The organism is Psychrobacter celer, from assembly GCF_016107555.1.
Classification (GTDB): Bacteria; Pseudomonadota; Gammaproteobacteria; order Pseudomonadales; family Moraxellaceae; genus Psychrobacter; species Psychrobacter celer.
This window is the reverse complement of the sequence record NZ_JABASU010000008.1, coordinates 1-23,364: the sequence shown is the minus strand read 5'-3', so window position 1 is coordinate 23,364 and position 23,364 is coordinate 1. Positions and strand designations below refer to the sequence as shown.

The following is a 23,364-nucleotide window of genomic DNA, read 5'->3' as shown; positions in this document are numbered from 1 at the left end:
AAGTCAAATTGATACCAGTAGCGCGTTTGAACGTATATCACCGTTTTATTGTCAATTGGCTATATCTGATTTATTGTATTTAACACTGTTAGAAGCCGCCTATCACCTACCCAAAGCGCCGTTTATGGATGATAAACGGCGCTTTTTTTTCTGATGTTTATCGTTTTTTACTTCAGCACATATCTTTGCCACCCGTTAGCGACTTTACTACCTTTGTAACCTTCCGTTTACCTATTTCCTCTGCTTGATAGCAAACAGCGGTTTTTCCTCACATAGCCCATACACAGATAACATTTTGTGCTTACTCTTCAATCCTTAGAATGACTACAATAAATTCATCAAAGCACATCACACAATTATAAATGATAAAAAATTAGGAGAATAATATGAGCTTTATTTGGATGATTATCGTCGGTTTGGTTGCAGGGTTATTAGCACGTGCTATCAAGCCAGGTAGCGATCCCATGGGCTGGATTATGACGATTGTATTAGGTATCGTCGGGGCGATGCTCGGTGGCTTTATTGCAGGGCTTATCGGTATCGATGCCGACGGCGGCTTTATAGGTCTTATCTTCTCTGTCATTGGTGCCATCATCTTACTGTTCTTGTATGAGATGATCGTCACTAAGCGCCGCGTATAAGAAACGCATCTTAGCTAATTTGGTACAGATAACTTGATAAAACTGCATTGATAAAAAAGATAGTTTTGAACAAAATCAATCAAGCAAAACTCATCAAGCAAATATATCTATCTTACCCAAAAGCCTTGCGACTAGCAGGGCTTTTGTATGTACCGGCATAAATTCTAACGCCCGCGAACATAAAGGGAAAGTATTGATAAGCATTACTTTTGTCCCCATTTACCTTATAATATATACCCTATTTTATCCTTAGCATTGAGGTAAGCATTATGGCATTACTCCCTATTTTAAACTATCCAGATCCGCGTTTGCGTACGATCGCTGAGCCTGTCAAGGAAGTGACTGCTGAAATCAAAACCTTGATCGCCGATATGATTGAGACCATGTATGATGCCCAGGGTATCGGTTTGGCAGCCAGTCAAGTGGATCGCCATATTCAGCTAATCGTCATGGATTTATCTGAAGATAAAAGCCAGCCGCGCGTGTTTATCAACCCAAAAGTGACGCCACTGGTCGAAGAAAAACAACCGTACGAAGAAGGCTGTCTGTCAGTGCCGGATGTCTATGACAAAGTCGAGCGTCCGACTAAGGTTCGCATCGAAGCCCTAGACGAAAACGGCGACAAGATAGACGAAGAGGTCGAAGGCCTGCTCGCAGTATGTATCCAGCACGAAATGGACCACTTAAATGGGGTCATTTTTGTCGATTACTTGTCTCGTCTCAAGCAAACACGAGCACGCGATAAAGTACGTAAAGTAATCAAAATCCGCGAAAAACAAGGCGCAAATGCTGCTGAACAACAGCCGCAAACCACTAACGCATAAGCCAAGCATATTTGCTATTCGCTTTTACCAAAGGTTTTTTATATGACGATGATCAAAATTGACCAATATTTTGACTCTGCCGCTTGGCAGAAATTTACCAAAGCCGCTGAAGGTCGCCAAACCCCATTTTTGGTGGTGGATCTTAGTCGTATCAAAGCCAAGTATCATGAGATGGTCAGTCTGTTTCCAAAAGCAAAAATCCACTATGCCATGAAGGCCAGCCCAGCGGTTGAAGTCATCGAGCTATTGGCAGAGCTGGGGTCAAACTTTGACTGTGCTTCCATCTATGAGCTGGACCGCGTGCTTGATTGCGGCGTTGAGCCATCACGCATCTCGTATGGCAACACCATCAAAAAAGCCGAGCACGTCAAATACGCCTTTGATAAAGGCATCGAGCTATATGCTACTGACTCAGAAGCGGATCTAAAAAACATCGCCAAACACGCCCCTGGTTCTAAAGTGTTTGTACGTATCTTAGTACAGGGATCAGAGACGGCAGAATGGCCATTATCTCGTAAGTTTGGCTGTCATCCAAATATGGCCATTGATTTGCTCATTCAAGCACGTGAGCTGGGTTTGGTGCCTTATGGTATCTCGTTCCATGTGGGTAGCCAGCAAAAAGACGTTGCTGCATGGGATGATGCATTAGCCAAAGTTAAATATATGTTTGACTGGATGAAGAACGAAGAAGGCATCAAGCTACAAATGATCAATCTAGGTGGCGGCTTCCCAACCAACTACATCAGCGAAGTCAATCCTATCAAAGTCTATGCAGAAGAGATTACCAGCTATTTGACTGATGATTATAATGATGACGAGATGCCTGAGATTATTTTAGAACCAGGCCGCTCGTTGGTCGGCGGCTCAGGCGTGTTGGTCAGTGATGTGGTACTAATCTCTCGTAAGTCAGACACTGATTTGGCTCGCTGGGTATATACGGATGTTGGTTTATTCCAAGGCTTAATCGAGACGCTCGGCGAAGCCATCAAATATCCTGTTTATACTCCCAAGATGGAAACGTCTACCAGTGAAGGGACGGTCGTACTGGCAGGACCAACCTGTGACTCAACCGATATCATGTACGAAGAAGCAGGTTATCAGCTGCCAGAAGAGCTGGAGATTGGTGACAAAATCTATTGGCTGACCACGGGCGCTTATACCAACTCGTATTCTTCGGTCGAGTTTAACGGCTTTCCGCCGTTAGACGTGGTTTATATTGATTAACTTTTCAACTTTTAGACCGTTGATATCCATCATAAAGCGCGGCACTGCGATAAGCAGTGCCGCGCTTTTTTGTGCAGATTTGCTCATGGTTAAAAGACCAGAAACACGACCGAGCGTTAGCACTACCGAATATATTGACGACCACTCACTGTATTAATAATGAAATAGGCGTGTTGTTGCTGCTATCTCGCGTACTATGACTGCCATAACCTGAGCTTTGGGTTTGATTGTTTTGTGAGATTTGCCCGATAGTGACCCACTGCCCACGCGGGACGATCATCGTGCTAGCAAGCCTTTGGCCTTGCATGCGATGGGCGAGGTGACTGTAATCGTTGTCTCGATTATCAGCAGAATGGTCGCGCTCGAGCTGTTCTGCGACTTGGACTAATCTCACTTCGATTTGCCCGCTTGGTAATACTCTTGGCGTCACTTCAATGCCTTGCGTCGTTGGTAGTAGTACCTGCTGCTGAATCACAATCTGCCCTATAGGACGGTGATAATTCGGATAGCCATTGGCAATATGGGTTTGGTTTAATGAATACAGAGTAGCTGTGCTAATACTGGCCGCACTGCCTGACAGCGTTTGGATTTGATATAAGTTACTACCTTGCTGTTGACTGCTCTGCTGGTGTGTAATACCTGCACCTTGAATAACGCGATGATTAATAACAATCTGACCTTGCTGGATGCTACGTTGTGACTGGCGGTCATTACCAACGCGTACCGTCACCGTGAGCGCTTGCGGCTGACGATCAATCAAAGACAGTAGCTGCTGCAGCTTTGGGTAATTGGCAGGCGTGGTGCGGATGACCAGCTTGTCTTGATAACTGGTCACCGTACCACCGTCACGGCTACTCTCTAACTGCTGGCGTACCGCTGGTATAAGTGCCTGACCACCATAGGTATCAATGACATAAGTTTCATAAGTCGCCGCTTGGACAGCCACCAGCGGCACCGTCATACCAACAGCCGTGGCTAGTAGGCTTTTATAAACAGCATGGCTATAAAGGACACGGCGACTATGTTTGACTGCCATCACAGTCGCTACCGCATAACTGAGCACTTTAAGATAAGCACGGGCAGAGCTACTCATTTAAACCCAGTACATCTTGCATATTATATTGCCCAGCGCCCTGCTCAATTACCCAAGTTGCGGCGCGTACTGCACCAGCGGCAAAGGTCATACGTGCACGGGCGCGGTGGGTAATCTCGACCACTTCACCATCAGCGATAAACATTACTGTATGATCACCGATGATCTCACCGCCGCGTATCGCATGAATGCCAATGCTACCCGCTTCGCGCTCGCCGGTCTGCCCTTCACGGCCATAGACAGCGACGTCTTTTAATCTCTGTCCGCGCGCGTCGGCCACTGCTTCTGCCATCATGTAGGCGGTGCCCGATGGTGCATCGATTTTGTGCTTATGATGGGCTTCGATGACCTCAACATCGGCGTCATCACCAAAGGCTTTGGCTGCCATACCGAGCAGCTTTAGCGATAAATTAACGCCCGTTGAATAGTTGCCTGCGTAGACGATAGCGATTTGCTCGCTGGCAGTTTTTAGCACTTGCTCTTGCTGCTCATTAAAACCTGTGGTGCCGATCACCATCGCAACGTCATTTGCCGCACAGACTTGCATATTTTGCTCAGTGGCATCGGGCAAGCTAAAATCAATCAGCACATCGATGTCATGAATCACTGCCTTTAAATCATCGACGATTTGCACCTTTAAATGCCCAATCGCCGCGACCTCGCCCGCATCTGCACCGACAAGGCTTGAGCCTTGACGTTCAATTGCGGCGCTCAGTGTCGTTTGTGGGTTGTCTTGTACCGCTTCGATGAGCATGCGTCCCATACGGCCACCAGCACCGATGACGCCGACTTTGATGGTTTGTTCTTGTGTTTGTTTTTTGGTTTGTTGAGTCATGTTTTGTCCTAGATATTTATGTTTTTAGCACGGTGGTGCTTATAGGTCATTTATCCTAAGTTTAGCAAATATCCCTGCATGGGTGGTTTTTTATACACCCATTAAAAACCCCTAGCGTTTCACGTGAAACACTAGGGGTCTGTTATTGAATCATTAAGCCACATGCGTGATCAACGCGATGAAAACCCTTTGATCAATCAAATAGATCGCCGATCTTTTTAAAGAAAGATTTTTTGTGCGGCGACTGCTGATGCTTGCTATCACCATCTAGTGTGTCTTGGAATTGACGCAATAGGTCTTTTTGCTCACGCGTTAGGTTCACGGGCGTCTCGATGACCACACGGCAGATCAGATCACCTTTCATGGTGGTGCGTACTGGCGTCACGCCTTTACCGCGCACGCGTAACAGCTTGCCACTTTGCGTACCTTCAGCGACCTTGATTTTGACTTTACCATCCAAGGTTGGGATTTCCACTTCTTTACCCAAAGCGGCATCAGTGATGCTGACGGGCACATCCATATACAGATCCGCGCCTTGGCGAGTAAAGACGTCATGAGGTTTGACGCGTACCTCGACATACAGGTCGCCATTTTGTACGCCAGCGCCACCCGCTTCGCCTTCACCTGCGAGACGAACTCGGTCGCCATCATCGACGCCGGCTGGGATAGAGACTTCAAGCGTGCGTGACTTATCCTTGACGCCATTACCATGACAGTCAGGGCATGGGTTTTTGATTTGCTTACCTGAGCCGCCACACTGCGGGCAAGACTGCTGTACAGCAAAAAAGCCTTGCTGCATACGTACTTGGCCTTGACCATGACACATCTGGCACGTCACCACGTCAGAGGCGTCTTTTGCGCCTTTACCGTCACAAGTGTCGCAAGGTGCAGGCGCGGTAAAGCTGATTTCTTTTTTAGTACCGCGTACCGCTTCTTCGAGGGTGAGCTCGATCACATAACGCAAGTCCGAGCCGCGACGTGAGCGACCACCGCCGCCGCGCGACTGACCAAAGATATCGCCAAAATTGCCAAAGATATCACCGAAGATGTCTTGGAAGTTGCCGCCGCCACCAAAACCGCCGCCGCCCATGCCGTTTTCAAACGCCGCATGACCCATACGATCATAGGCTGAGCGCTTTTCTTCATCGCTCAACACCTCATACGCCATCGATGCTTCTTTGAATTTTTCTTCGGCATCAGGGTCATCAGAGTTGCGATCTGGATGGTATTTCATGGCCAGCTTGCGGTAGGCTCGCTTAATTTCTTTGCTGTCAGCGGTTTTACTGATACCTAATACTTCATAAAAATCGCGCTTACTCATGGGCTCTCCTATCGTCTTCGCAGCGCCGCCGATCGATCGATTCATCAACCCATAGCAATTATCGTCTGTTGCTATTCAGACTCGCAATGCTGTTTCACATGAAACATGGCGAGACAATAAAAAGCAAAGAAGAGAATCGTCTGAATCGTACAAGCGAATGCGGCGGGGTGCTGCTTAGCCAAATCAATTATTAAAAGTTTGCGCTATTTATGGAGATGGCAAGGTGATTTATCAAGCGCATTAGAGGCGAAATTGTCGGACAGAAGATGATGGGCGCCCAAAACAGAGTTCGTTAAGAATAGCACAAAGGTTTTTATACCTTTTTGGCAGGCCTTCATGCTAGTATTTATCGCCATATTCGTACGCATTTAAATTTAGGCTTTTAGATTGGCGATAAGGTAGTATTTTTTATGAAAAAGCTTTTGGTTTTATTGATCGTCATTGCGGTGACAGTTTATGCAGGCTCGCCTTACTACAGTACCTATCAGCTCAAAAACGCCTATGATGCCAACGACGGTGCGGCGATTGCAGCCGCCATCGACTACGAGCAAGTCAGGCCAAGCGTACAAACCCAGCTCACCAATCAATTTGCGACCACCATACGCAGCTACCCGTTGGTAGCCGAGCTCGGCGGCGAGCCATTAATACAAGCGGCCAACACCTTTATCATAAAGGCCGTCAATGGTGCCATCACCGCACAAAACATCGAAACCGTCATCAACACCCAAGGTCAAGCCAATACCGCGACCAAAGAGCTGGCGGCGGCGTGGGCCATCGCCAGCAATCAGGTCAATCTAAAAAACTTGATTCAAAACCTCATCATTCATCGCGGTGATATCGATGCGGTGGTCAAAGATCAAATGCAACAGGTCATGCAAAAACAAGCGGCTGAGCTAGAAAAACAAGCCATGCAAGGCAATGATAGTGACAAGCCAGCGCTGAGCTATTGTGGCATTAACTGCTTTACTATCAGCGGACAGATCAAAGGCTATCCGCTGACCATCGAGATGCAGCGACAAGGCCTGATTGAATGGAAAATCGTCGATATTGTGTTGCCATAAGTCTCTGTTTATCAGTATGTTGCGATAAGCGCCGTGTCATTATTGGTTGAGAGCACTAGCGCTACGACACGTTTGCGCTAAATCCAGCATATACAATAAACACCGCACAGCATTTATGTATGCCGTGCGACCGCTCATCTATTTACTCCACGCCCAAAAACTCTAAAAACTCCGGGCTCTCAAAACTAGCTTGATACAGCACGCCGTCTTCGCGGTAGATAGCTGGCGTCGCCATCACGGCCAGCCCTGCTGCTTTTTCGCGATTGGGGGTCAGATGGTCGGCCTGGCAGCTTGCTGGGGCAGGCGTCATCTCTCCTTGCAGCATGGCTTTGTCAAACGCTTGACGGCGGCTATCTTCACTGCCTTGACACCAGATAGCACGCATCTGCTCAGGCGATGCTTCATATATCGGATAACCAATAATATGCACCGTGACGCCTTTGTCATTGAGCATCGGTAGCTGCTGATGGAAGCGGCGGCAATAAGGACAGTTGACATCGTCCGCCACATAAATCACCGCTTTTTCGGTAGTGGTGGCAGGATAAGTGATGAGCTGCTGACGGTCTAACCCCTGAAAGACTGACTGGTTTTTGCGCTGCTCAAAGGTTTCATCTAACCCCATAAATCGACCGTTTTCCATGACAGATATCTCGCCGTCAGTGATGTACTGCGCATCATCGGACAACAAAAACGGCACGCCCTCTAGCGTCGCGCCCCAGATCACCCCTGGCACCGCGGTATAAAAAAACGGGGTCTTGGCACTCATGTGTTTGAGCGCACTCATATTGGCGAGGATGGCCGACTTGGTCTCGGCACTCACCGGCTGCCCTGCTTGCTCACTACGGCTGCGGGCAGGGGTTTTGGTCACCACCTGCTTACTGGGGTTTTTTTGTAGCTCGCCTTGGATGACGTACTTGCCATCTTCGGTGATATGTAGTGGCGGCTGGCCGGCGAGACTGACCTGATACATATTGGGCAGCTGCGATGGCACAATCGCCGTAATCTGAGCTTTGATACCCGCTTGGGTCAAGCGCTCACGCAACTGACTATCGAGCGTTTGGCTCACACTGCCTGCTGATTGCATTTGATTGGGCGTTTTTTTGCTGACGTCGGTGGCGCTCGGCTGCGCACAGGCGGTAGCAGTAAGTAACATGGCCGCCATCAAGCTGGTAAATTTTAATACAGGGAGTTTCACAAAGACCATCCTATTTGGTGGATTGATAGCAAGTGTTTATCAAACAAACGGCGATAGGCATTACTATCAAATCGCTGCTAATAAGGCATCGGCACGTACTACTTATGTGTGCTGCCACAGGCGCTATCAAAACAGTTTTATCAAAAATGGCTATCAATAAAGACAACGATATTATGTAAAAAAACGAAGTAAAAATAATAACAAGACTTTAGCACAAGCAGGGTATTTGCAAAGCGCTCAGGGCGCAAGTTTGCAAAATTGCTACCCAGCTTTAAGAGATAGGCAACGCACAAGCTGCCATAGATGATTTTTTCATAAAAAAAGCAGCACACATAACGTGGCTGCTGATGAGGTGTCTTTAGTGACGTGTTATCGCTTTGACCAGTCGGCACTCAAACTCAATGTTAGAATTTGCCCACTTCTTCTGCGCTCAAAAAGCGGCTGTCGCCTTTTTCTAATCCATCAAGCGTGATATGGCCGATACTGGCACGGTGCAGCTCAACGACTTTATTGCCAAAATACCCCATCATACGTTTGACCTGATGATATTTGCCTTGCTCAAGCGTCAGACGCGCATGAGTTTCATCGATAAACTCAAGGGTAGCCGGTTTGGTCGGCTCGTAATCGCCCTCCAACAAAATACCTTCGCCCACCTTTTTGATTGCGTGGGCTTGCTCCTCCTCATTCATAGGATCAGCAAGCGTTAGCTCATAGACTTTAGCGTGCTCATGCTTGGGACTGGTCACGCGGTGTAGCCAGCTGCCATCATCACTCAGTAGAAGTGCGCCTGTGGTATCGACATCGAGGCGGCCTGCAATACGCAAGCTGGCAAGCTCAGGCACAGCGATCAGCTCGGTGACAATCGGATGCTCTTTGGCTTTTAGCGTACACTCAAAGCCTTCAGGCTTATGCAGCAAGATATAACGATTACCCGTCGCCACCGAGAGCGGCTCGCCTGCCCACAGCACTTCATCATTGATAATATCGACATGTAGGCCAGGGTCTTTGACCACCTCATCATTGACGGTGATCTCAGAGGCGTGGAGGATTTTTTTGGACTCTTTGCGTGACAGCTCAGTGGCTTTACTGATAAATTTATCGAGACGCATACTTTTTACTACCTTTAGTCATATAGGGTTTTGTTATAGTGGTGTCAGTTTAACATATCCCATCTAACCCTAAGTGTACCATCGATGCAATATGAGCTATCAAACCTTAAAAAACCCCGTGACCGCGCGGCTTGAGATCAAAAAATCTGAGTTTATCGCTCATGCCTATCCTGTCAGCTCACGTGAGCAAGCGATGTTTCATGTGGAACAACTACGAGAAAAGTACCCTGATGCTCGGCATTGGTGCTGGGCCTATATCATTGGCGACCCTGATAATACTACGAGCGCAGGTTTCGATGATGATGGCGAGCCGAATGGTACCGCAGGGCGACCAATATTAGGCGTGCTGCAGCATAAATCTATCGGCAATATTATCATTATCGTGGTGCGCTACTTTGGCGGTATTAAGCTTGGCGCAGGCGGTCTCACGCGTGCCTATGCAGGCTCTGCACAAGCAGCAGTCGATCAGATGATATTGCAACCTCACGTGCCGATGACGCAAGTGCAAATACTAGCGGACTTTGCGACTGAAGCTCAGTGTCGTTATGTGGTTGAGAGCTTAGAGGGCACTATCGAAGATGTCGCCTATAGCAAACAAGTCACCTTAACTGTCACTATTGCTGAGGTTGATATTGAGACCTTAAAAACTGAACTGGCGATGGCAGGTAGAGTGATAGAACCCACAGACTAGTATGTTTTAAAGAAGCAAGCTGAGCTTAATTAAATAATACAGTAATCATCTGTTCACTGAGCCGTTCACCGAAAGCTGTTGGAAGCTTGCTGCGAGCTTAGTATGATGACAAATTCGTTAAATTAACGATTTATAGACTTAGTCTTATAAAACTGCTTTGTTTCACGTGAAACTAGCTATTTAAATCATACTCATATTTTCTATTTATACTTTTATTTTACAACTGTAGAAACCCTACTATGACGACCTTTACTTATACCCCCTTTAAGCCGCCCTTTTGGCTAACCAATCCACACTTGCAAAGCATTCTGCCAAAGTTTTTTGCGCCCAAAGCACCCGAGTACAGACGAGTGGTGCGCAAAGATTCCTTGGACGAGAGTGATATTGCCTATGACTTTTATGATGCGCATCCTATAGAACATTCAGAAAACTCAGAAAATGGTGAACTTGAACAAACGCCATTAATCGTTTTGTTCCACGGTATGGAAGGCAGTAGCGATAGCCATTATGCGCGCGCTTTGGCGTATCAGGTACACGCGCAGGGCTGGCATTTCGTCGTCGCCCATTTTCGTAGCTGCGGCGGCATTCCAGCAAAAGGCCGCGTGTTTTATAACGCTGGTGACACAGACGAGGTGCATCATATGCTACAAACGCTGCGCGAGCAGTATACCAATATCTATGCCGTCGGCGTTTCACTTGGCGGTAATGCCTTGGCAAAATACCTAGGCGAATATGGCGATCAAGCGCTATGTAAAGGCGCTGCTGTGATCTCAGCACCAGTCGATATGTCGTCAGCGGCGCTGAGTATGCACAGTTTTTTGAGCCATCGCATTTATACGCCCTACTTGCTTAATCCAATTATCAAAAAAGCCCTCGCCAACGACATCAGCCCAGAGGAGATGGCATCGATCAAAGCGGTCAATCGTATCAGCGATTTTGATGATATCTTCACCGCACCGCGCCACGGCTACCGCTCAAACAATCACTATTACTATAGTGCCTCTGCTCTGCCGCACCTTATCAATGTCACCCGCCCACTATTACTCATCAGCGCCAAAGACGATCCTTTCTTGGGCTTTACCGCCACAGAAAATGACGTATCAGACACTGTCACTATCTTGGACACCGAGCACGGCGGGCACGTGGGCTTTATTCGTTATCGCACGAGCAAAGACAAATCGACGCCTCTGTACACACAGTCCCGATTTGATATCAATTGGTTACCCGAAACCGTCTGCACGTACTTTAAACACATTGGCGTGCCCTCTGCGGCGTGATAATCGAGCGGGCGGCGTTTTATCGTATCCCGCCAGCGTTACCTTTTACCTGACTCCCTGTCTTTTGAGACTACTAACCCTTTGAGACTGTCCTATGTATCCATTTATTCGTTATGCCAGCACCATCGCGCATGCTGCGCTACAAGCAAAAAGAGGCCGTACCTTAACGTTTAAAGATACCAGCGAAATCCATTTTCGCTGTCGTCTGTCAGATATCGACAATTTCCTTGAGATGAATAATGGCCGCGTCCTCACTCTGTATGACTTGGGTCGTACGGACTTTGCAGTACGAAGCGGGCTGGGTCGTCAGCTGCTCAAGCAGCGTTGGGGCTTGGTGGTCGCTGGCAGTACCATCCAATACCGCAAGCGTATTCGCGCCTTTGATAAAGTCACGCTCAAGACCAGAGTGGTGGGGTTTGATGAGCGCTGGATCTATATCGAGCAGTCAATGTGGGTCAAGGGCAAACCCTGCTCCTCCGCCCTACTGCGTACTGGCGTCACCGAAGGCGGCAAAGTAATAAAAACCGCGCGCATCCTAGAGGTGATGGGGCAATCAGACTGGCAGCTACCGCCGACAGGCTACGTGGCAGAGTGGATCATCAGTGATGCCGATCGTCCATGGCCACCGTAAGCATAGCGCCCAGATAGACAATCCTCAATAAAATAAAACGGGCATGCAAGATACTCTGTATGACATGGTGTTACGTGGTGCCACCTGCTACTGGTGTTTATGTTGCGTAGCATCTGTCGGCGTCAGCACAGCACGCAAGACAAAGAAATACCAATCGCGCGGTACCTGTTTGTGAATATTCAACACCTTCTTAACTATATCTAAGCGGTAGCGTAAGTCACCATAGAGTAACCTTATGATTACTATTTGCCAACACGACATTATATAAACAAGCATAGTAAGTGCTATAGTGATATTTAATCATAGGTTACTACTCAACATTGTCCATAAGGAGAATAACATAGTAAATAATACGGACTATCGCACGGACTACGTGGGCATGTTATTTGATAACGCAGAGTCCAACCGAGGTTTAAAATCTGACCTTTTTTTGCATTAAGCTTTATGTTTTATATCGTTTTTTCTTGAGCTTGTTTGACGACGATTTACGGTGCCTCTGCTATCCTTATTTAGCAACTAAATAAGCACTATCTCACCCACCGAGCACCCAGCTTTGCTACAGTAAGTCATGCTATTTCATAACCACACCACCAAAAAAGCCGAAGTGGCCGAGCAAACGAGCGCAGGTGCCTTATTAGGTGGCTGGCTAGGTAGCTGGGCAATTTGCCACCCGTGCTTTTTTGGTTTGGTATAAAATCAACAGGAGACCCGTCATGTCCTTACTAGATACTCTGCAGTTGACCCATCCAATCGTCCAAGCGCCAATGGCAGGCGGTGCCACCACCCCTGAGCTGATTGCAAGTGTCAGTAACTTTGGTGGACTAGGATCGTTGGGCGCTGGCATGACCGCGCCAGATGTTTTGAATAGCCAAATCAATACAATTAAGACGCTGACCGACCGTCCTTTTATGGTCAATCTGATGGTGTTATCTGAGCAGGAGTCGAGCAGCTTTGACACCGCCATGCCGAATTGGCTGAGTAATTATTACCAAGAGCAGAATATAGAATTTACGCTACCCGCGCGTCCAGCTCAGAGCTTTGCTGAGCAGTTACAAGTCCTCTATGACAATCCTGTACCTGTCGCAAGTTTTACTTTTGGTATTATCAGTGCTGAGCAAGTTCAGCGTCTGCAAAGTGTTGGCACACACGTCATCGGTACGGCAAACCATCCATTGGAAGCCAAAGCATGGAGCGATATTGGTGCAGATGCAGTTTGCTTGCAAGGAGCAGAAGCTGGCGGTCATCGCGGTGGTTGGTTGCCACAAAGCGAAACCGATCCATTAGGATTATTGACGCTGATTAGCCAAACGCACGCTTGCACAGATATTCCGTTGATTGCCGCAGGTGGCATTATGACGGGACAGGATATCAAGGCAGTACAAGCGGCAGGAGCCGAACTTGCGCAAATGGGAACGGCATTTTTGACCACAGATCAATGCGGTATTAATGATACCTATAAGCAAGCGCTCATTGATGCCAGTCAAGGTAAACGTAGTAGCGAGACGCGCTTAACCAGATTGTTCTCAGGTAAGCTTGCACGTGGATTATTAAACAACTATTTGCGTGATTTTGCTCAGTTTGAGTGTGCAGATGCGCTACCGCCCTACCCGCAACTCAATGCCATGACCAAGTTTATGCGAGCGGATGCGGCCAAGCGTTTGGACGCCGAGCATCTGTCGTTATGGGCAGGGCAAGGCGTCACGTTAGTCAGAGACGAAAGTACAGACGCCTTACTGACACGATTAACAAAAGACTTGTGAATTACTGACCCTTCAGCGTTGCACGAAACCCTTTATAATCCTCAGCCGTTTGCTCTACTGCCTCTATCATCGGTACGTGACCGATATCTTCCATCATAATGACTTGCGCTTGCGGGATGATGTCTTTGATCACATTGACCGTTTCAGGTTTGATGACTTGATCTTTATCACCCCAAACCACGAGCGTTGGAATATGATAGTCCGCGATGATTTGAGCACGCTCCTCGACATTATCAGTGACGATTTGCTCAAGGATTTTGGCGTCCAACTCCTTATTATTGATACGCTCTTGTGCGAATACCGCTTTGACTGACTTGGGCAAATAAGGCGGCTTATACATGACAAAATCGTACATCTTGTAGAAGTCTTCTTTGCTATTGATCAGCAATGGGTTGTTCTCAAAGGTTGCGCCCTCAAGCGATTTTGGCACGCCTGCTGACCAAAACCCTGCGGTATCGACGAGCCATAGACTCTTGACGTCTTTTGGGTACTTTGCGGCATACGCGACACTGATCGCGCCGCCCATCGAGTTACCGCCGATGTGAATATTGCTTGCCAATCCCTTAGCTTGCAACAGCTCATGTAAGCGCGTGGCCTGTGCCTGTGAGCGATAGTCTGCGCTCATAGGTTTGCTCGACTCGCCAAAACCCAGCAGATCAGGAATGATCAGATGATAGTCCTCTAACTCGTCAGCGATACGGGTGAAGTTGTCCTTATTACCACCAAAACCGTGAATAAGGAGTAAGGGCTCGCCTGTTAGGTTGGCGTTTTCGGCATAAACTAACTTGTCGCCAGAAGCTAGCGTAAATGATTTGACGTCTAGATCAGACTTATTGCGCTCATATTGAATGATTTTTTGGGTAGTGTTAACGGCAAGCGTATTGGGCGCTGTGGTACAGCCTACGATAGAGAGACTAAATAGTGCGGCAAGGCCTAAGCGTTTAAATAGCATGGAGGCATCCTTGTTTAGAATTAAGGTGGAAACAAAATCTGACTTTGATTTTAGCGCTAAACTTGTGCCTAGATTTTTTAATTTATAACTTTCTAGTCAAAACCTTATCTTCTATGTTCATATACAAGACTATCGTTAGCTTTTGTTTACCTTTCTAGCCCAGATAGCTTAGGCATTGTTATTTATAATAGGAGCGTTTTATAGCAGTAGTGGTTATAACTACAACCCTAAGCTCACCATCTATTCTCAATTAAACCCAACTGACACTCATCAAAGCCCAATCAAAGTGGCATAAAAGGATGCACCTTGAGCGACACGAGTACGCCCTCCAGTAAATCGCGTGACCTTACCAAAGGGTCTATCGCCAAAACCATGCTGCTATTTGCCCTACCAACGACGTCATGGAAGCGCTTACCGCTGCGCCGTATCATCAAAGTGTATGAAAAGGTTCATGGTAGCCATTAACCAACTTACGATAAAGGCTAAACGGTCGCAGCAGGTTTTATGCTATCTTTGCAGTATTTAGCCGACTGCCTTATCCACTAAAAACCTTACCGCCGCTCGCGCATGGATAGCAGTGGTATCAAACACAGGGATGGGGCTGTCCGCTTGCTTAATCAGCATGCCAATTTCAGTACAGCCCAAAATCACCCCCTCGCAGCCTGCATCAGCTAATTGCTCAATGACCCTTTGATAATATTCTCTTGAGCTGTCCAATAACTGCCCTTGGCACAGCTCCTCATAGATAATTCGGTGCACCTCTGCTCTCGCCGCATCTTTAGGTATCACCACTTGCAAACCGCTATCTGTCAGGCGCTGCTTATAAAAACCCTGCGTCATGGTAAACTGCGTACCGAGCAAACCTATCTTAGTCAGACCCTGCGCTTGAATCGCACTAGCGGTTGTATTGGCAATATGAATAATCGGTAAGCCTGTGGCCTCCTGTACCTCATCAGCTACCTTGTGCATGGTATTAGTCGCAATAAGCAAGCCTTGCGCGCCAGCCGCTTGCAGACGTTTGCCGCTACTCACTAATATCGCGCCCATCTGTGCCCACTCGCCTTTTGCTTGCAGCTCACCAATCGGCGCAAAGTCTAAGCTATGAATAAGCAGGTCCGCTGAATGCAGGCCACCTAATTCAGCCTTGACCCCTTCATTGATCAGTCGATAATAGCTCTCGGTACTCTCCCAACTCATGCCACCGATGATGCCTAACGTTTTTTGGTGCGGCATTTTTTGTTTCTCAGTTCTCATCGTCCCTTCCTTTTATCATTTATTATGCAGTCACAAATATTAGTCAATCACAATATTAGCGATAGCTTTATGATAATTCAGCTATTACAAACATAGTGATTAACAATAACCAATTTACCCAGCAAAGTAGAGACTATATGATAGCCATTATCAAAATTTTGGGATAAAAATCTATGGCACTTCCTACCCTGAGAATACGTATGAGTCGTAAGCTTTATCGTCTCGTATTTACCGGACTAATGGCCATGATGATGTCGCTTATTATTTCAGCGGCGTTGATACTGGTAAAGGCTGGCTATAGCGATCATTTTTTCTCTGATTTATTGGGTTCGTGGAGTTTAGCCTTTGTGTTTGCTTGGCCGAGCGCTTATATCTGCGCATATTTTATCCAAGAGCACGTGCTGAGCCGCATTGAGTTTTATTAGTTTACTCTTAAAACCCTCAAACCCTCAAACCCTCTAGCTGCACCCGCCTACCTCTGTTTACTCAACTCTATAAATGCCGCCTAAAAAAACCGCTAAGATAAGCTAAATATTCTGTTAAACAGAGGGCGCTATGAGTCAAACGCGGCGTGCTATCGAACAACTCATTGAACAACACAAACTTCCTCTCAAGCATGCAGAGGCTGCTGCCAAACACCTAAAAGTCTATCCCAGCAAAAGAACATGGCTTAGCTTCTTTGATAAAGCCTTGCTGATTATCGGTGCGCTGGCATTGGTATTATCACTGGTGTTTTTTATTGCTTATAACTGGCAAAATTTGGGTAAGCTAGGCAAATTCGCTTTGGTCGAGGGCGCTCTGGTTATCACTATTGCGCTCTACGTGGCTCTCTCTTTTCGGCGCAGGTTTCATTTTATTCGCCAGCTATTATTGCTGGTCGCTAGTATCATTACGGGTAGTTTGCTGGCGCTATTTGGGCAGGTATATCAGACTGGCGCGGATACTTGGCAGCTGTTTTTTGCTTGGGCAGTATTGATTACCCCTTGGGTCATTATTGCCCGCTTTCCGGCACTGTGGCTATTGTGGCTTGGGCTGCTTAATACTTTTCTATTGCTTTATTTGGAGGTGGTAGATCTATCGTTCGTTGATAGTAGCTATCAAGATGTTATAAGAGTGGCGATAGTGGCACTGATCAATTTGGTTGCCCTAAATCTTTGGCTTATCTTTTTGGGTCAAAAACGTGCGATGTCTAGCCAAGTTAATAGCGAGATTGTTGGTTCAGATACTTCTATTGCTAGTCCTAACCTTTCAAGCTCCAAAACGACTTACGACGATATACTATTGCAAGCTCAAGCAGGTTTGCACTGGAGTACTTATCTTGTTGGTTTAATCAGCACTATCGCTATCACTTTCCTCGCTATTATTACTGTTTTTGCTGTGGATAGTGTGTTGGCGACGCTCCTGTCTTTATAGCTTTGGGCGGGCTGGTGCGCCTTTATGTATTGGCGTTTTTATCGACAGCGCAGTGATCTACTGATGCTGACCTACCTTTGCTTTTCTCTCATTATTGTAGTGATGTCTTGGGCAGTTAACATACTACCTAATGACTTTGATGCAGGCAGCCTACTCGTCTTAACCCTTCTACTGATTGGCATGGTTACTTATGCTATCAAGTGGTTATTTGAAGTTATAAAATCAGATAACTCTCCTTCTGAAGACCTTAAAATCTTACAAGCGGTGAATACTCCTTTGAATAAAAAAGGAACCGATCATGAATAATAACGACCAACAAGCGCTGGCATCGCTGCAAAATATCGGTCTAATCGCTAAAGATTTTAGCGTATATAACGACCATTTAGATGACGACTCACAGAAACATACCCCTTGGTATCTGCAACTTTTTATTGGTTTCGGTGGCTTGTTAGCCAGTTTGTTTTTTACAGGTTTTTTGACTTTATTTTTGGCTGAAAGTAATGTGTTAAAAAGCGCTATAGGCCTTATTATAGTAGGTCTAGCTTTAAGCGCTCTTGCCTTTTGGCTCTTTAATACCGCAAGCAAACATCGCAATCTATTCTTTGAATATTCAGCCTTTGCTATCAGTATCACAGGACAGTTGTATGTCGCTGCTGGATTGTTCTTTTATGCCGTAGAGCGCCCCTTATCAGTCTGGCTATTTTTGATTATTCAAAGCTATTTGACTTTTATCATGCCCAATGTGGTGTATCGACTGCTAGGTGCTAGCCTCGTGCTTGGGCTTATGGTCTATTTGTTCAATTATTATCAGTTCCCTGAGCTAAGTTTAGGCGTATTAGCGCTCTTGACTATCGTGACGCAATTGCAACGCTATCCGCTATTACGGCGCGTTCCTCGTCCACATCAAGTCTATGCACAATCTATTATTAGCGCGTTTGGCTATGCAAGCGCCCTTGTGTTGCTTGGCGTTTCGGTCTATTTTATCGTTGCTGAATATGATGGCAGCTTCGATAATGACGGTAACCCTTTTCGTTATAACTACTATTTAGCGCAAGGATTATTGGCCCTTGCTAGCTTATGTGCCGCTTACTTAATCTTGAAGCGCTACCGTATCCAACTGCTCTCAGCAACGGGACTGATTATAGTCGGCGCTACCGCCGTGCTTGGGGTGGTATCGATTTACGTTTCAGGGTTGCTCGCCACTAGCCTTATTATTGTCATAGCGTTTGCCAATAGTCAGCGAGTGCTATTAGCGCTTGGTATTATCGCCTTAGTCAGCTATATCTTTTGGTATTACTATCAGCTCGATACGTCATTATTACTCAAAGCCGCTTCTATGCTTATTATCGGAGTTGGCTTATTGCTGATGCGCTGGCTACTGATCAAACGTTACTTTGCCAGTAATGTGGCATTAGCAACGAGTACTGATAAGGAGCGCTTGTCATGAATAATAAGACTATGGCTCAAAATTCATCCGTGCTTAGCTCGATTGGCTGGCTTGAAAAACGAGCAGTTAGAATTACTATTGCGCTGTTTGGCTTAATCGTTATCTTAGTAGTAATGACTCTCAATGTCGCCAAATACGAGACCCATTTAGCCACTGGTGATACCGTACTGCTTGAGCTTGCGCCCGTTGATCCACGCGGCTTTATGCAGGGCGACTATATGACGCTACGTTATGCGCTAGAGAATGAGGTATTTGCCGCCTTAAATACAGCTCCGGGCAGCTATCCTACTCATGAGGAAGGCTATGTCATCGTCGCTTTGGATAATAATAATGTCGGACAGTTTGAGCACTTGGCAGAGAGTAAGCCTGACAACTTAAGCACAAATGAGAGGGCGATTTATTATCGTCTCCGTAATGGCGTACTCAAACTGGCGACCAACGCTTTTTTCTTTCAAGAAGGTCATGCCGAGGCTTTTGAGGCGGCTGAATATGGCTTATTCCGGGTTAATGATGACGGTGAGCCTTTACTGACTAATATGGTCGATGAGAAGTTTAAGGTAATCGATCCTAAGATGAGTAACCCTGAAACTAATAGCCTTGACCATGAAGCGAGTATTGATAATTAATCCTTGTAATTTTTTAAAAAATTCATAGCTAAAACCACTCACAACATCAGGTAACCAAAGTTGCCTTGTCAGTGATCCAAACCCCTTGTTAAGGTAGTTCTAAATTGTTTTCTTAATAAATACTAGGGCGTGTCTTCATTTCAAAAATGGCGATAAAAATGAGATAAATTGTCGTCAAACAAGAAAATTAGCCATTTTTAGCCCATTTAGATGACTATCGAGTGAATTGAAGACACGCCCCACTCTAACAATACTTATAAACCCTTATAAATGATAAAAAGGAATATATTATGCGTAGCGCAACTTATAACGAATTTGGCAAACCCACCGAAGTCCTCAGCCTCGGCGATCGCCCTATCCCTGAGCCACAGGCCAATGAAGTCCGTGTCAAAACGGTACTCGCCTCTATCCACAACCATGACTTGCTCACCGTGCGCGGTCAGTATGGCTTTAAACCCGAGCTGCCGGCGATCGGCGGTAGTGAAGCGCTGGGCATTATTGACGCCGTTGGTAGTGACGTTAAAGGGTTAAAAGTCGGGCAACGCGTGGCGGCGGCCAGTGTGCAAGCGACTTGGGCGGAGTACTTCGTCGCTGACGAGGACATGGTGTTTGCCATCCCTGAAAGCCTGGATGATGAGATGGCCGCGCAATTAATCGCCATGCCGCTTAGTGCCTTGATGCTGCTGGAGTTCTTGGAAGTAAAAAGCGGTCAATGGCTTATTCACAATGCCGCCAATGGCGCAGTCGGTAAGTCACTTGCCATGCTGGCGTCGGCGCGCGGCGTCCATACCATCAACGTCGTACGTAGTGGCGAGGCCGTCAAAGAGTTAGCAGCCCTCAACATCAAACACAATATCAACACCGAAGATGACGACTGGAAAGACCAAGTCCGACAAATCATCGGCGATGACAGCATCAGCGCAGCAGTCGACTCTGTCGGCGGCGACGCCAGTGGCGACTTATTATCACTGCTCGGTCATGGTGGCACCTTGGCGTCCTTTGGCATCATGTCAGGTAAGCCCATGACGCTCAATCCGACGCATCTTATCTTTAAACAAGCCATCGTAAAAGGATTTTGGGGCAGTAAAATCAGCCAAGAGATGAGCGTGGATAATAAACAGCGTCTTATCAACGAGCTTATTGAGCGCGCCGTCGAAGGCAAGTTGAAATTGCCCGTTGAAGCGACATTTGATCTAGCAGATATCACAAAGGCCGTTGATGGCAAACTACAATCAGGTAAAAACGGTAAGGTGCTGTTAAAGCCATAAGAATTTGCTACGCGTAAATTACCTGATCTAAAGTCCTTTAACAGCTCACTCAAAACAGTGCTTCTTATGATAGAAGCGCTGTTTTTTTATGCAGAATGTTAATTCTGGTGCAAAAGTAGCACTCGTTAAGAAAGCCTTATGCTTAATCTCGACTCCCTTACAATTCTAAGTCAGCCACAACGTTAAGTAACCAAAACCAAGTTGAGAACGCTTAGTCTGAGTTGTTATCTTTTATAAAAAGCAAATTGTTAAACTTAATTTCTTTGAGTACTCAATAATCTCTTTAAGTGCTCAAACGGATAAATAATAAAAAGGATACTTCTATGCGCACTGCAACTTATAACGAATTTGGCAAACCATCTGACGTGCTTAGCGTGAGTGACAGCCCGACTCCAGAGCCCAAAGACAACGAAGTCCGTATCAAGACTGTCTTATCTTCCATTCATAATCACGACCTTGTTACCATCAAAGGCGAGTACGGTAATAAACCTAAACTGCCTGCGACAGGCGGTAGTGAGGCGGTAGGGACTATTGATGCTTTAGGCAGTGAGGTCACAGGCTTTGAAAAAGGTCAGCGCGTCGTAGTCTCAGGCGTACAAGGCACGTGGGCGGAGTATTTTATCTCCCCAGTTCAAAGCATCATCCCTATACCAGACGCTATCGATGATGAGATGGCCGCTCAATTAATCGCTATGCCGATGAGCGCGCTGTTGCTCATTGAGTTTTTAAACATCAAGCCGGGTCAATGGATCATCCAAAACGCTGCTAACGGTGCGGTTGGTGAATCGATGGCGATGCTCGCTCCTACTCGTAAAATCAACACCATTAATCTAGTACGAAGCAAAAAATCTGAGCAAGAGCTTATCGATTTAGGTATCACTGACAACAACGTCGTGACTGATAATGACGACTGGAAAGAGCAAGTCAAAAAAATCGTTGGCGATGCTCAAATCAGCGGCGCAGTCGATGCCGTTGGTGGTCAGCCAGGCGGCGAGCTAGTATCAATGCTGGGTAAACATGGCGTCATGGCGTCACTCGGCGCAATGTCAGGTAAACCGCTGATGCTGAATCCTAGCAATCTGATCTTTAATCTGGCGCAAGTCAAAGGCTTTTGGGCGAGCGATATGATGCAAACCATCAGTAAAGACGATATGCAGCGCTTAACTGGTGAGCTAATCGAAAATGCTGCTAATGGCACCCTAAAACTACCGACTGGCGGTGTTTACGATTTAAACGACATCCAAAAAGCGGTCTCTGATGAGGTACAATCAGACAAAAAAGGTAAGATACTCATCAAGCCTTAATGTATCGCCGTAAAGTTTATTTACCAAAAGAGGAATAATATTATGTCCAATCAAACAAACTCTGATAATAAAACCTTTAAAGCCTTAGTGGTCGAAGAAACCAGCGAAGGCACGTTCGCAAAAAACATTCAAGAACGCTACGTCAGCGACCTGCCTGACAATGATCTATTGATCGAAGTACATTACTCCTCGCTCAACTATAAAGATGCCATGTCGGCCTCAGGCAATAAGAGCATCACCAAAAACTATCCGCACACCCCTGGTATTGACGCGGCAGGCGTGGTGGTCAGCGACAAGTCTGGCACTTTTAACGAAGGTCAAGAGGTCGTGGTATTCGGCTATGATTTAGGTATGAACACCGCAGGCGGACTCGGGCAAATGATTGCCATCCCTGCCGACTGGGCATTGCCTTGTCCTGAAGCGCTGAGCCTAAAAGAAGCGATGATCTATGGTACAGGCGGCCTAACGGCGGCGCTAAGCATCCAAAAGCTGGAGAAAATGGGCGCAAAACCAAGCGATGGCCCCGTTGCCGTATCAGGCGCGACAGGCGGTGTGGGCACTATCAGTATCGCTATCCTCTCGCAGCTGGGCTACGAGTCTATCGCCTTCTCTGGTAAGCCTGAGCAAAGCGAACACTTGAAAGAGTTAGGCGCCACCGAAGTGCGCCATCGTGACACCATCAATGAAGTCGGCAATCGCCCTGTTGGCCGTCCGCTATGGGCCAATGCCATCGATACCGTCGGCGGTGACTATCTTGCCAACCTACTCAAGCAAACCAAACCAGGTGGCGCAGTGACGACCTGTGGCCTTGCAGCATCAGCGTCATTTTCGATGACCGTATTGCCGTTTATCACGCGTGCGGTATCGCTACTGGGTATCGACTCGGTATTTATCCCGCTTGAGGACAAAAAAGCGATTTGGCAGCGCGTGGCAACGGACATGAAACTACCCAATCTGGAGCAATACGCGGAAGAAATCACCCTTGAGCAAACCCCAGAATACCTAGACCGCTTTATTGATGGTCAGGCGGTGGGGCGTTATGTGGTGAATGTGCGGGGTTAGGTTTTAGGCTTGCTATAAAAAAAGCAGCGCTCGTTTTGGAGGGCTGCTTTTTTTAATTAGATTCATTGATATTTAAAAATATTTTAAGAAATTAATTCTTATATGTGGTGTTGCAGTATGGATGCGTTAACTGACCATTCTCAAAGTTTCCTATGCCACCATCCTGCTTCCTAACTATATGATCTATAGACATAGAATTTCTATGAATTCTCGCATTACATATCTTACAACGTACTGCATTCTGTAAGGCATCAGTAATGAAAATAGCAGATTTAGTAGTATCAGAGAAACTCTCGTTAGTTATTAAGTTATCGTCAAAATTGTAACTATCCCCTAAAATAGCACAGCTCAAACGTAGAATCTCTTATAAAATACC

General features: G+C 46.6%; 26 protein-coding genes. 18 read left to right on the top strand and 8 right to left on the bottom strand.

Annotated elements, in window-relative coordinates; genetic code table 11:
- Positions 1 to 386: 386 nt before the first annotated feature.
- From JFC05_RS05665 to JFC05_RS05655, 3 genes are all read left to right on the top strand, one after another.
- On the top strand, positions 387 to 641 hold the full coding sequence (locus JFC05_RS05665) for a GlsB/YeaQ/YmgE family stress response membrane protein (RefSeq protein WP_198336133.1): 255 nt from the start codon (positions 387 to 389) through the stop codon (positions 639 to 641).
- 269 nt (positions 642 to 910) lie between these two features.
- Positions 911 to 1,465 (top strand): peptide deformylase, encoded by a 555-nt coding sequence (gene def / locus JFC05_RS05660; RefSeq protein ID WP_198336132.1) that lies wholly within the window; start codon positions 911 to 913, stop codon positions 1,463 to 1,465.
- Between the two features lie 48 nt (positions 1,466 to 1,513).
- Positions 1,514 to 2,689, top strand: coding sequence for a type III PLP-dependent enzyme (locus JFC05_RS05655; protein WP_198336187.1), 1,176 nt, complete (start codon positions 1,514 to 1,516; stop codon positions 2,687 to 2,689).
- Positions 2,690 to 2,834: 145 nt separating this feature from the next.
- On the opposite strand, the gene JFC05_RS05650 is transcribed toward JFC05_RS05655, so the two are convergent.
- From JFC05_RS05650 to dnaJ, 3 genes are all read right to left on the bottom strand, one after another.
- Complete coding sequence (locus JFC05_RS05650) at positions 2,835 to 3,782, bottom strand: hypothetical protein (protein ID WP_198336131.1); 948 nt, start codon at positions 3,780 to 3,782, stop codon at positions 2,835 to 2,837.
- Positions 3,775 to 4,617 carry a 4-hydroxy-tetrahydrodipicolinate reductase gene (gene dapB / locus JFC05_RS05645; protein ID WP_198336130.1) on the bottom strand — a complete coding sequence of 281 codons (843 nt, stop codon included), beginning with the start codon at positions 4,615 to 4,617 and terminating at the stop codon, positions 3,775 to 3,777. The genes JFC05_RS05650 and dapB overlap by 8 nt, the downstream gene beginning before the upstream one ends.
- Before the next feature lie 193 nt (positions 4,618 to 4,810).
- Positions 4,811 to 5,938 (bottom strand): molecular chaperone DnaJ, encoded by a 1,128-nt coding sequence (gene dnaJ / locus JFC05_RS05640; RefSeq protein WP_198336129.1) that lies wholly within the window; start codon positions 5,936 to 5,938, stop codon positions 4,811 to 4,813.
- A gap of 410 nt (positions 5,939 to 6,348) precedes the next feature.
- Between dnaJ and JFC05_RS05635 the strand changes: the two genes are divergently transcribed.
- Positions 6,349 to 6,999, top strand: a complete 651-nt coding sequence (locus tag JFC05_RS05635; protein ID WP_198336128.1) for a DUF2939 domain-containing protein — start codon at positions 6,349 to 6,351, stop codon at positions 6,997 to 6,999.
- Positions 7,000 to 7,141: 142 nt separating this feature from the next.
- On the opposite strand, the gene JFC05_RS05630 is transcribed toward JFC05_RS05635, so the two are convergent.
- On the bottom strand, positions 7,142 to 8,203 hold the full coding sequence (locus tag JFC05_RS05630; protein ID WP_227697430.1) for a disulfide isomerase DsbC N-terminal domain-containing protein: 1,062 nt from the start codon (positions 8,201 to 8,203) through the stop codon (positions 7,142 to 7,144).
- A gap of 395 nt (positions 8,204 to 8,598) precedes the next feature.
- Positions 8,599 to 9,303, bottom strand: a complete 705-nt coding sequence (locus JFC05_RS05625; protein ID WP_198336126.1) for a pseudouridine synthase — start codon at positions 9,301 to 9,303, stop codon at positions 8,599 to 8,601.
- A 91-nt stretch (positions 9,304 to 9,394) separates the two neighbouring features.
- On the opposite strand from JFC05_RS05625, the gene JFC05_RS05620 reads away from it, so the two are divergent.
- The 5 genes from JFC05_RS05620 (at position 9,395) to JFC05_RS05605 (ending at position 13,662) form a co-directional block, all read left to right on the top strand.
- Positions 9,395 to 9,994 (top strand): YigZ family protein, encoded by a 600-nt coding sequence (locus tag JFC05_RS05620; RefSeq protein WP_198336125.1) that lies wholly within the window; start codon positions 9,395 to 9,397, stop codon positions 9,992 to 9,994.
- A 239-nt stretch (positions 9,995 to 10,233) separates the two neighbouring features.
- The gene (locus JFC05_RS05615) at positions 10,234 to 11,271 is read left to right on the top strand and encodes a YheT family hydrolase (RefSeq protein WP_198336124.1); all 1,038 of its coding nucleotides are present in this window, start codon (positions 10,234 to 10,236) and stop codon (positions 11,269 to 11,271) included.
- Positions 11,272 to 11,365: 94 nt separating this feature from the next.
- On the top strand, positions 11,366 to 11,902 hold the full coding sequence (locus tag JFC05_RS05610) for an acyl-CoA thioesterase (protein ID WP_198336123.1): 537 nt from the start codon (positions 11,366 to 11,368) through the stop codon (positions 11,900 to 11,902).
- A gap of 568 nt (positions 11,903 to 12,470) precedes the next feature.
- Positions 12,471 to 12,596 (top strand): hypothetical protein, encoded by a 126-nt coding sequence (locus JFC05_RS12850; RefSeq protein WP_265091144.1) that lies wholly within the window; start codon positions 12,471 to 12,473, stop codon positions 12,594 to 12,596.
- Positions 12,597 to 12,615: 19 nt separating this feature from the next.
- Entirely contained in the window at positions 12,616 to 13,662 is a 1,047-nt protein-coding gene (locus JFC05_RS05605) for an NAD(P)H-dependent flavin oxidoreductase (protein WP_198336122.1), read from the top strand.
- A gap of 1 nt (position 13,663) precedes the next feature.
- Here JFC05_RS05605 and JFC05_RS05600 read toward each other — a convergent pair whose 3' ends face one another.
- Positions 13,664 to 14,614 carry an alpha/beta hydrolase gene (locus JFC05_RS05600; RefSeq protein ID WP_198336121.1) on the bottom strand — a complete coding sequence of 317 codons (951 nt, stop codon included), beginning with the start codon at positions 14,612 to 14,614 and terminating at the stop codon, positions 13,664 to 13,666.
- A 306-nt stretch (positions 14,615 to 14,920) separates the two neighbouring features.
- Here JFC05_RS05600 and JFC05_RS05595 point away from each other — a divergent pair, with 306 nt between their 5' ends.
- Positions 14,921 to 15,079, top strand: coding sequence for a hypothetical protein (locus JFC05_RS05595; RefSeq protein ID WP_198336120.1), 159 nt, complete (start codon positions 14,921 to 14,923; stop codon positions 15,077 to 15,079).
- A gap of 57 nt (positions 15,080 to 15,136) precedes the next feature.
- On the opposite strand, the gene JFC05_RS05590 is transcribed toward JFC05_RS05595, so the two are convergent.
- Positions 15,137 to 15,868, bottom strand: a complete 732-nt coding sequence (locus JFC05_RS05590) for an aspartate/glutamate racemase family protein (protein WP_198336119.1) — start codon at positions 15,866 to 15,868, stop codon at positions 15,137 to 15,139.
- A 173-nt stretch (positions 15,869 to 16,041) separates the two neighbouring features.
- On the opposite strand from JFC05_RS05590, the gene JFC05_RS05585 reads away from it, so the two are divergent.
- The 8 genes from JFC05_RS05585 (at position 16,042) to JFC05_RS05550 (ending at position 22,988) form a co-directional block, all read left to right on the top strand.
- The gene (locus JFC05_RS05585) at positions 16,042 to 16,293 is read left to right on the top strand and encodes a DUF2798 domain-containing protein (RefSeq protein ID WP_198336118.1); all 252 of its coding nucleotides are present in this window, start codon (positions 16,042 to 16,044) and stop codon (positions 16,291 to 16,293) included.
- A gap of 130 nt (positions 16,294 to 16,423) precedes the next feature.
- Positions 16,424 to 17,281 (top strand): DUF2157 domain-containing protein, encoded by an 858-nt coding sequence (locus JFC05_RS05580; RefSeq protein ID WP_198336117.1) that lies wholly within the window; start codon positions 16,424 to 16,426, stop codon positions 17,279 to 17,281.
- A 24-nt stretch (positions 17,282 to 17,305) separates the two neighbouring features.
- Entirely contained in the window at positions 17,306 to 17,587 is a 282-nt protein-coding gene (locus JFC05_RS05575; protein ID WP_198336116.1) for a hypothetical protein, read from the top strand.
- Positions 17,580 to 18,728 carry a DUF4401 domain-containing protein gene (locus JFC05_RS05570; protein ID WP_198336115.1) on the top strand — a complete coding sequence of 383 codons (1,149 nt, stop codon included), beginning with the start codon at positions 17,580 to 17,582 and terminating at the stop codon, positions 18,726 to 18,728. The genes JFC05_RS05575 and JFC05_RS05570 overlap by 8 nt, the downstream gene beginning before the upstream one ends.
- On the top strand, positions 18,725 to 19,354 hold the full coding sequence (locus tag JFC05_RS05565) for a GDYXXLXY domain-containing protein (RefSeq protein ID WP_198336114.1): 630 nt from the start codon (positions 18,725 to 18,727) through the stop codon (positions 19,352 to 19,354). Before JFC05_RS05570 ends, JFC05_RS05565 begins: the two co-directional genes overlap by 4 nt.
- 290 nt (positions 19,355 to 19,644) lie before the next feature.
- Positions 19,645 to 20,622: a zinc-binding dehydrogenase gene (locus tag JFC05_RS05560; protein WP_198336113.1), complete on the top strand. Its 978-nt coding sequence runs from the start codon at positions 19,645 to 19,647 to the stop codon at positions 20,620 to 20,622.
- Positions 20,623 to 20,945: 323 nt separating this feature from the next.
- A complete protein-coding gene (locus JFC05_RS05555) occupies positions 20,946 to 21,926 on the top strand; it encodes a zinc-binding dehydrogenase (protein WP_198336112.1) in 981 nt (326 codons plus the stop codon).
- Between the two features lie 42 nt (positions 21,927 to 21,968).
- Positions 21,969 to 22,988: an oxidoreductase gene (locus JFC05_RS05550; RefSeq protein WP_198336111.1), complete on the top strand. Its 1,020-nt coding sequence runs from the start codon at positions 21,969 to 21,971 to the stop codon at positions 22,986 to 22,988.
- A gap of 91 nt (positions 22,989 to 23,079) precedes the next feature.
- Here JFC05_RS05550 and JFC05_RS12950 read toward each other — a convergent pair whose 3' ends face one another.
- Complete coding sequence (locus JFC05_RS12950; protein WP_198336110.1) at positions 23,080 to 23,340, bottom strand: HNH endonuclease; 261 nt, start codon at positions 23,338 to 23,340, stop codon at positions 23,080 to 23,082.
- Positions 23,341 to 23,364: the final 24 nt, after the last annotated feature.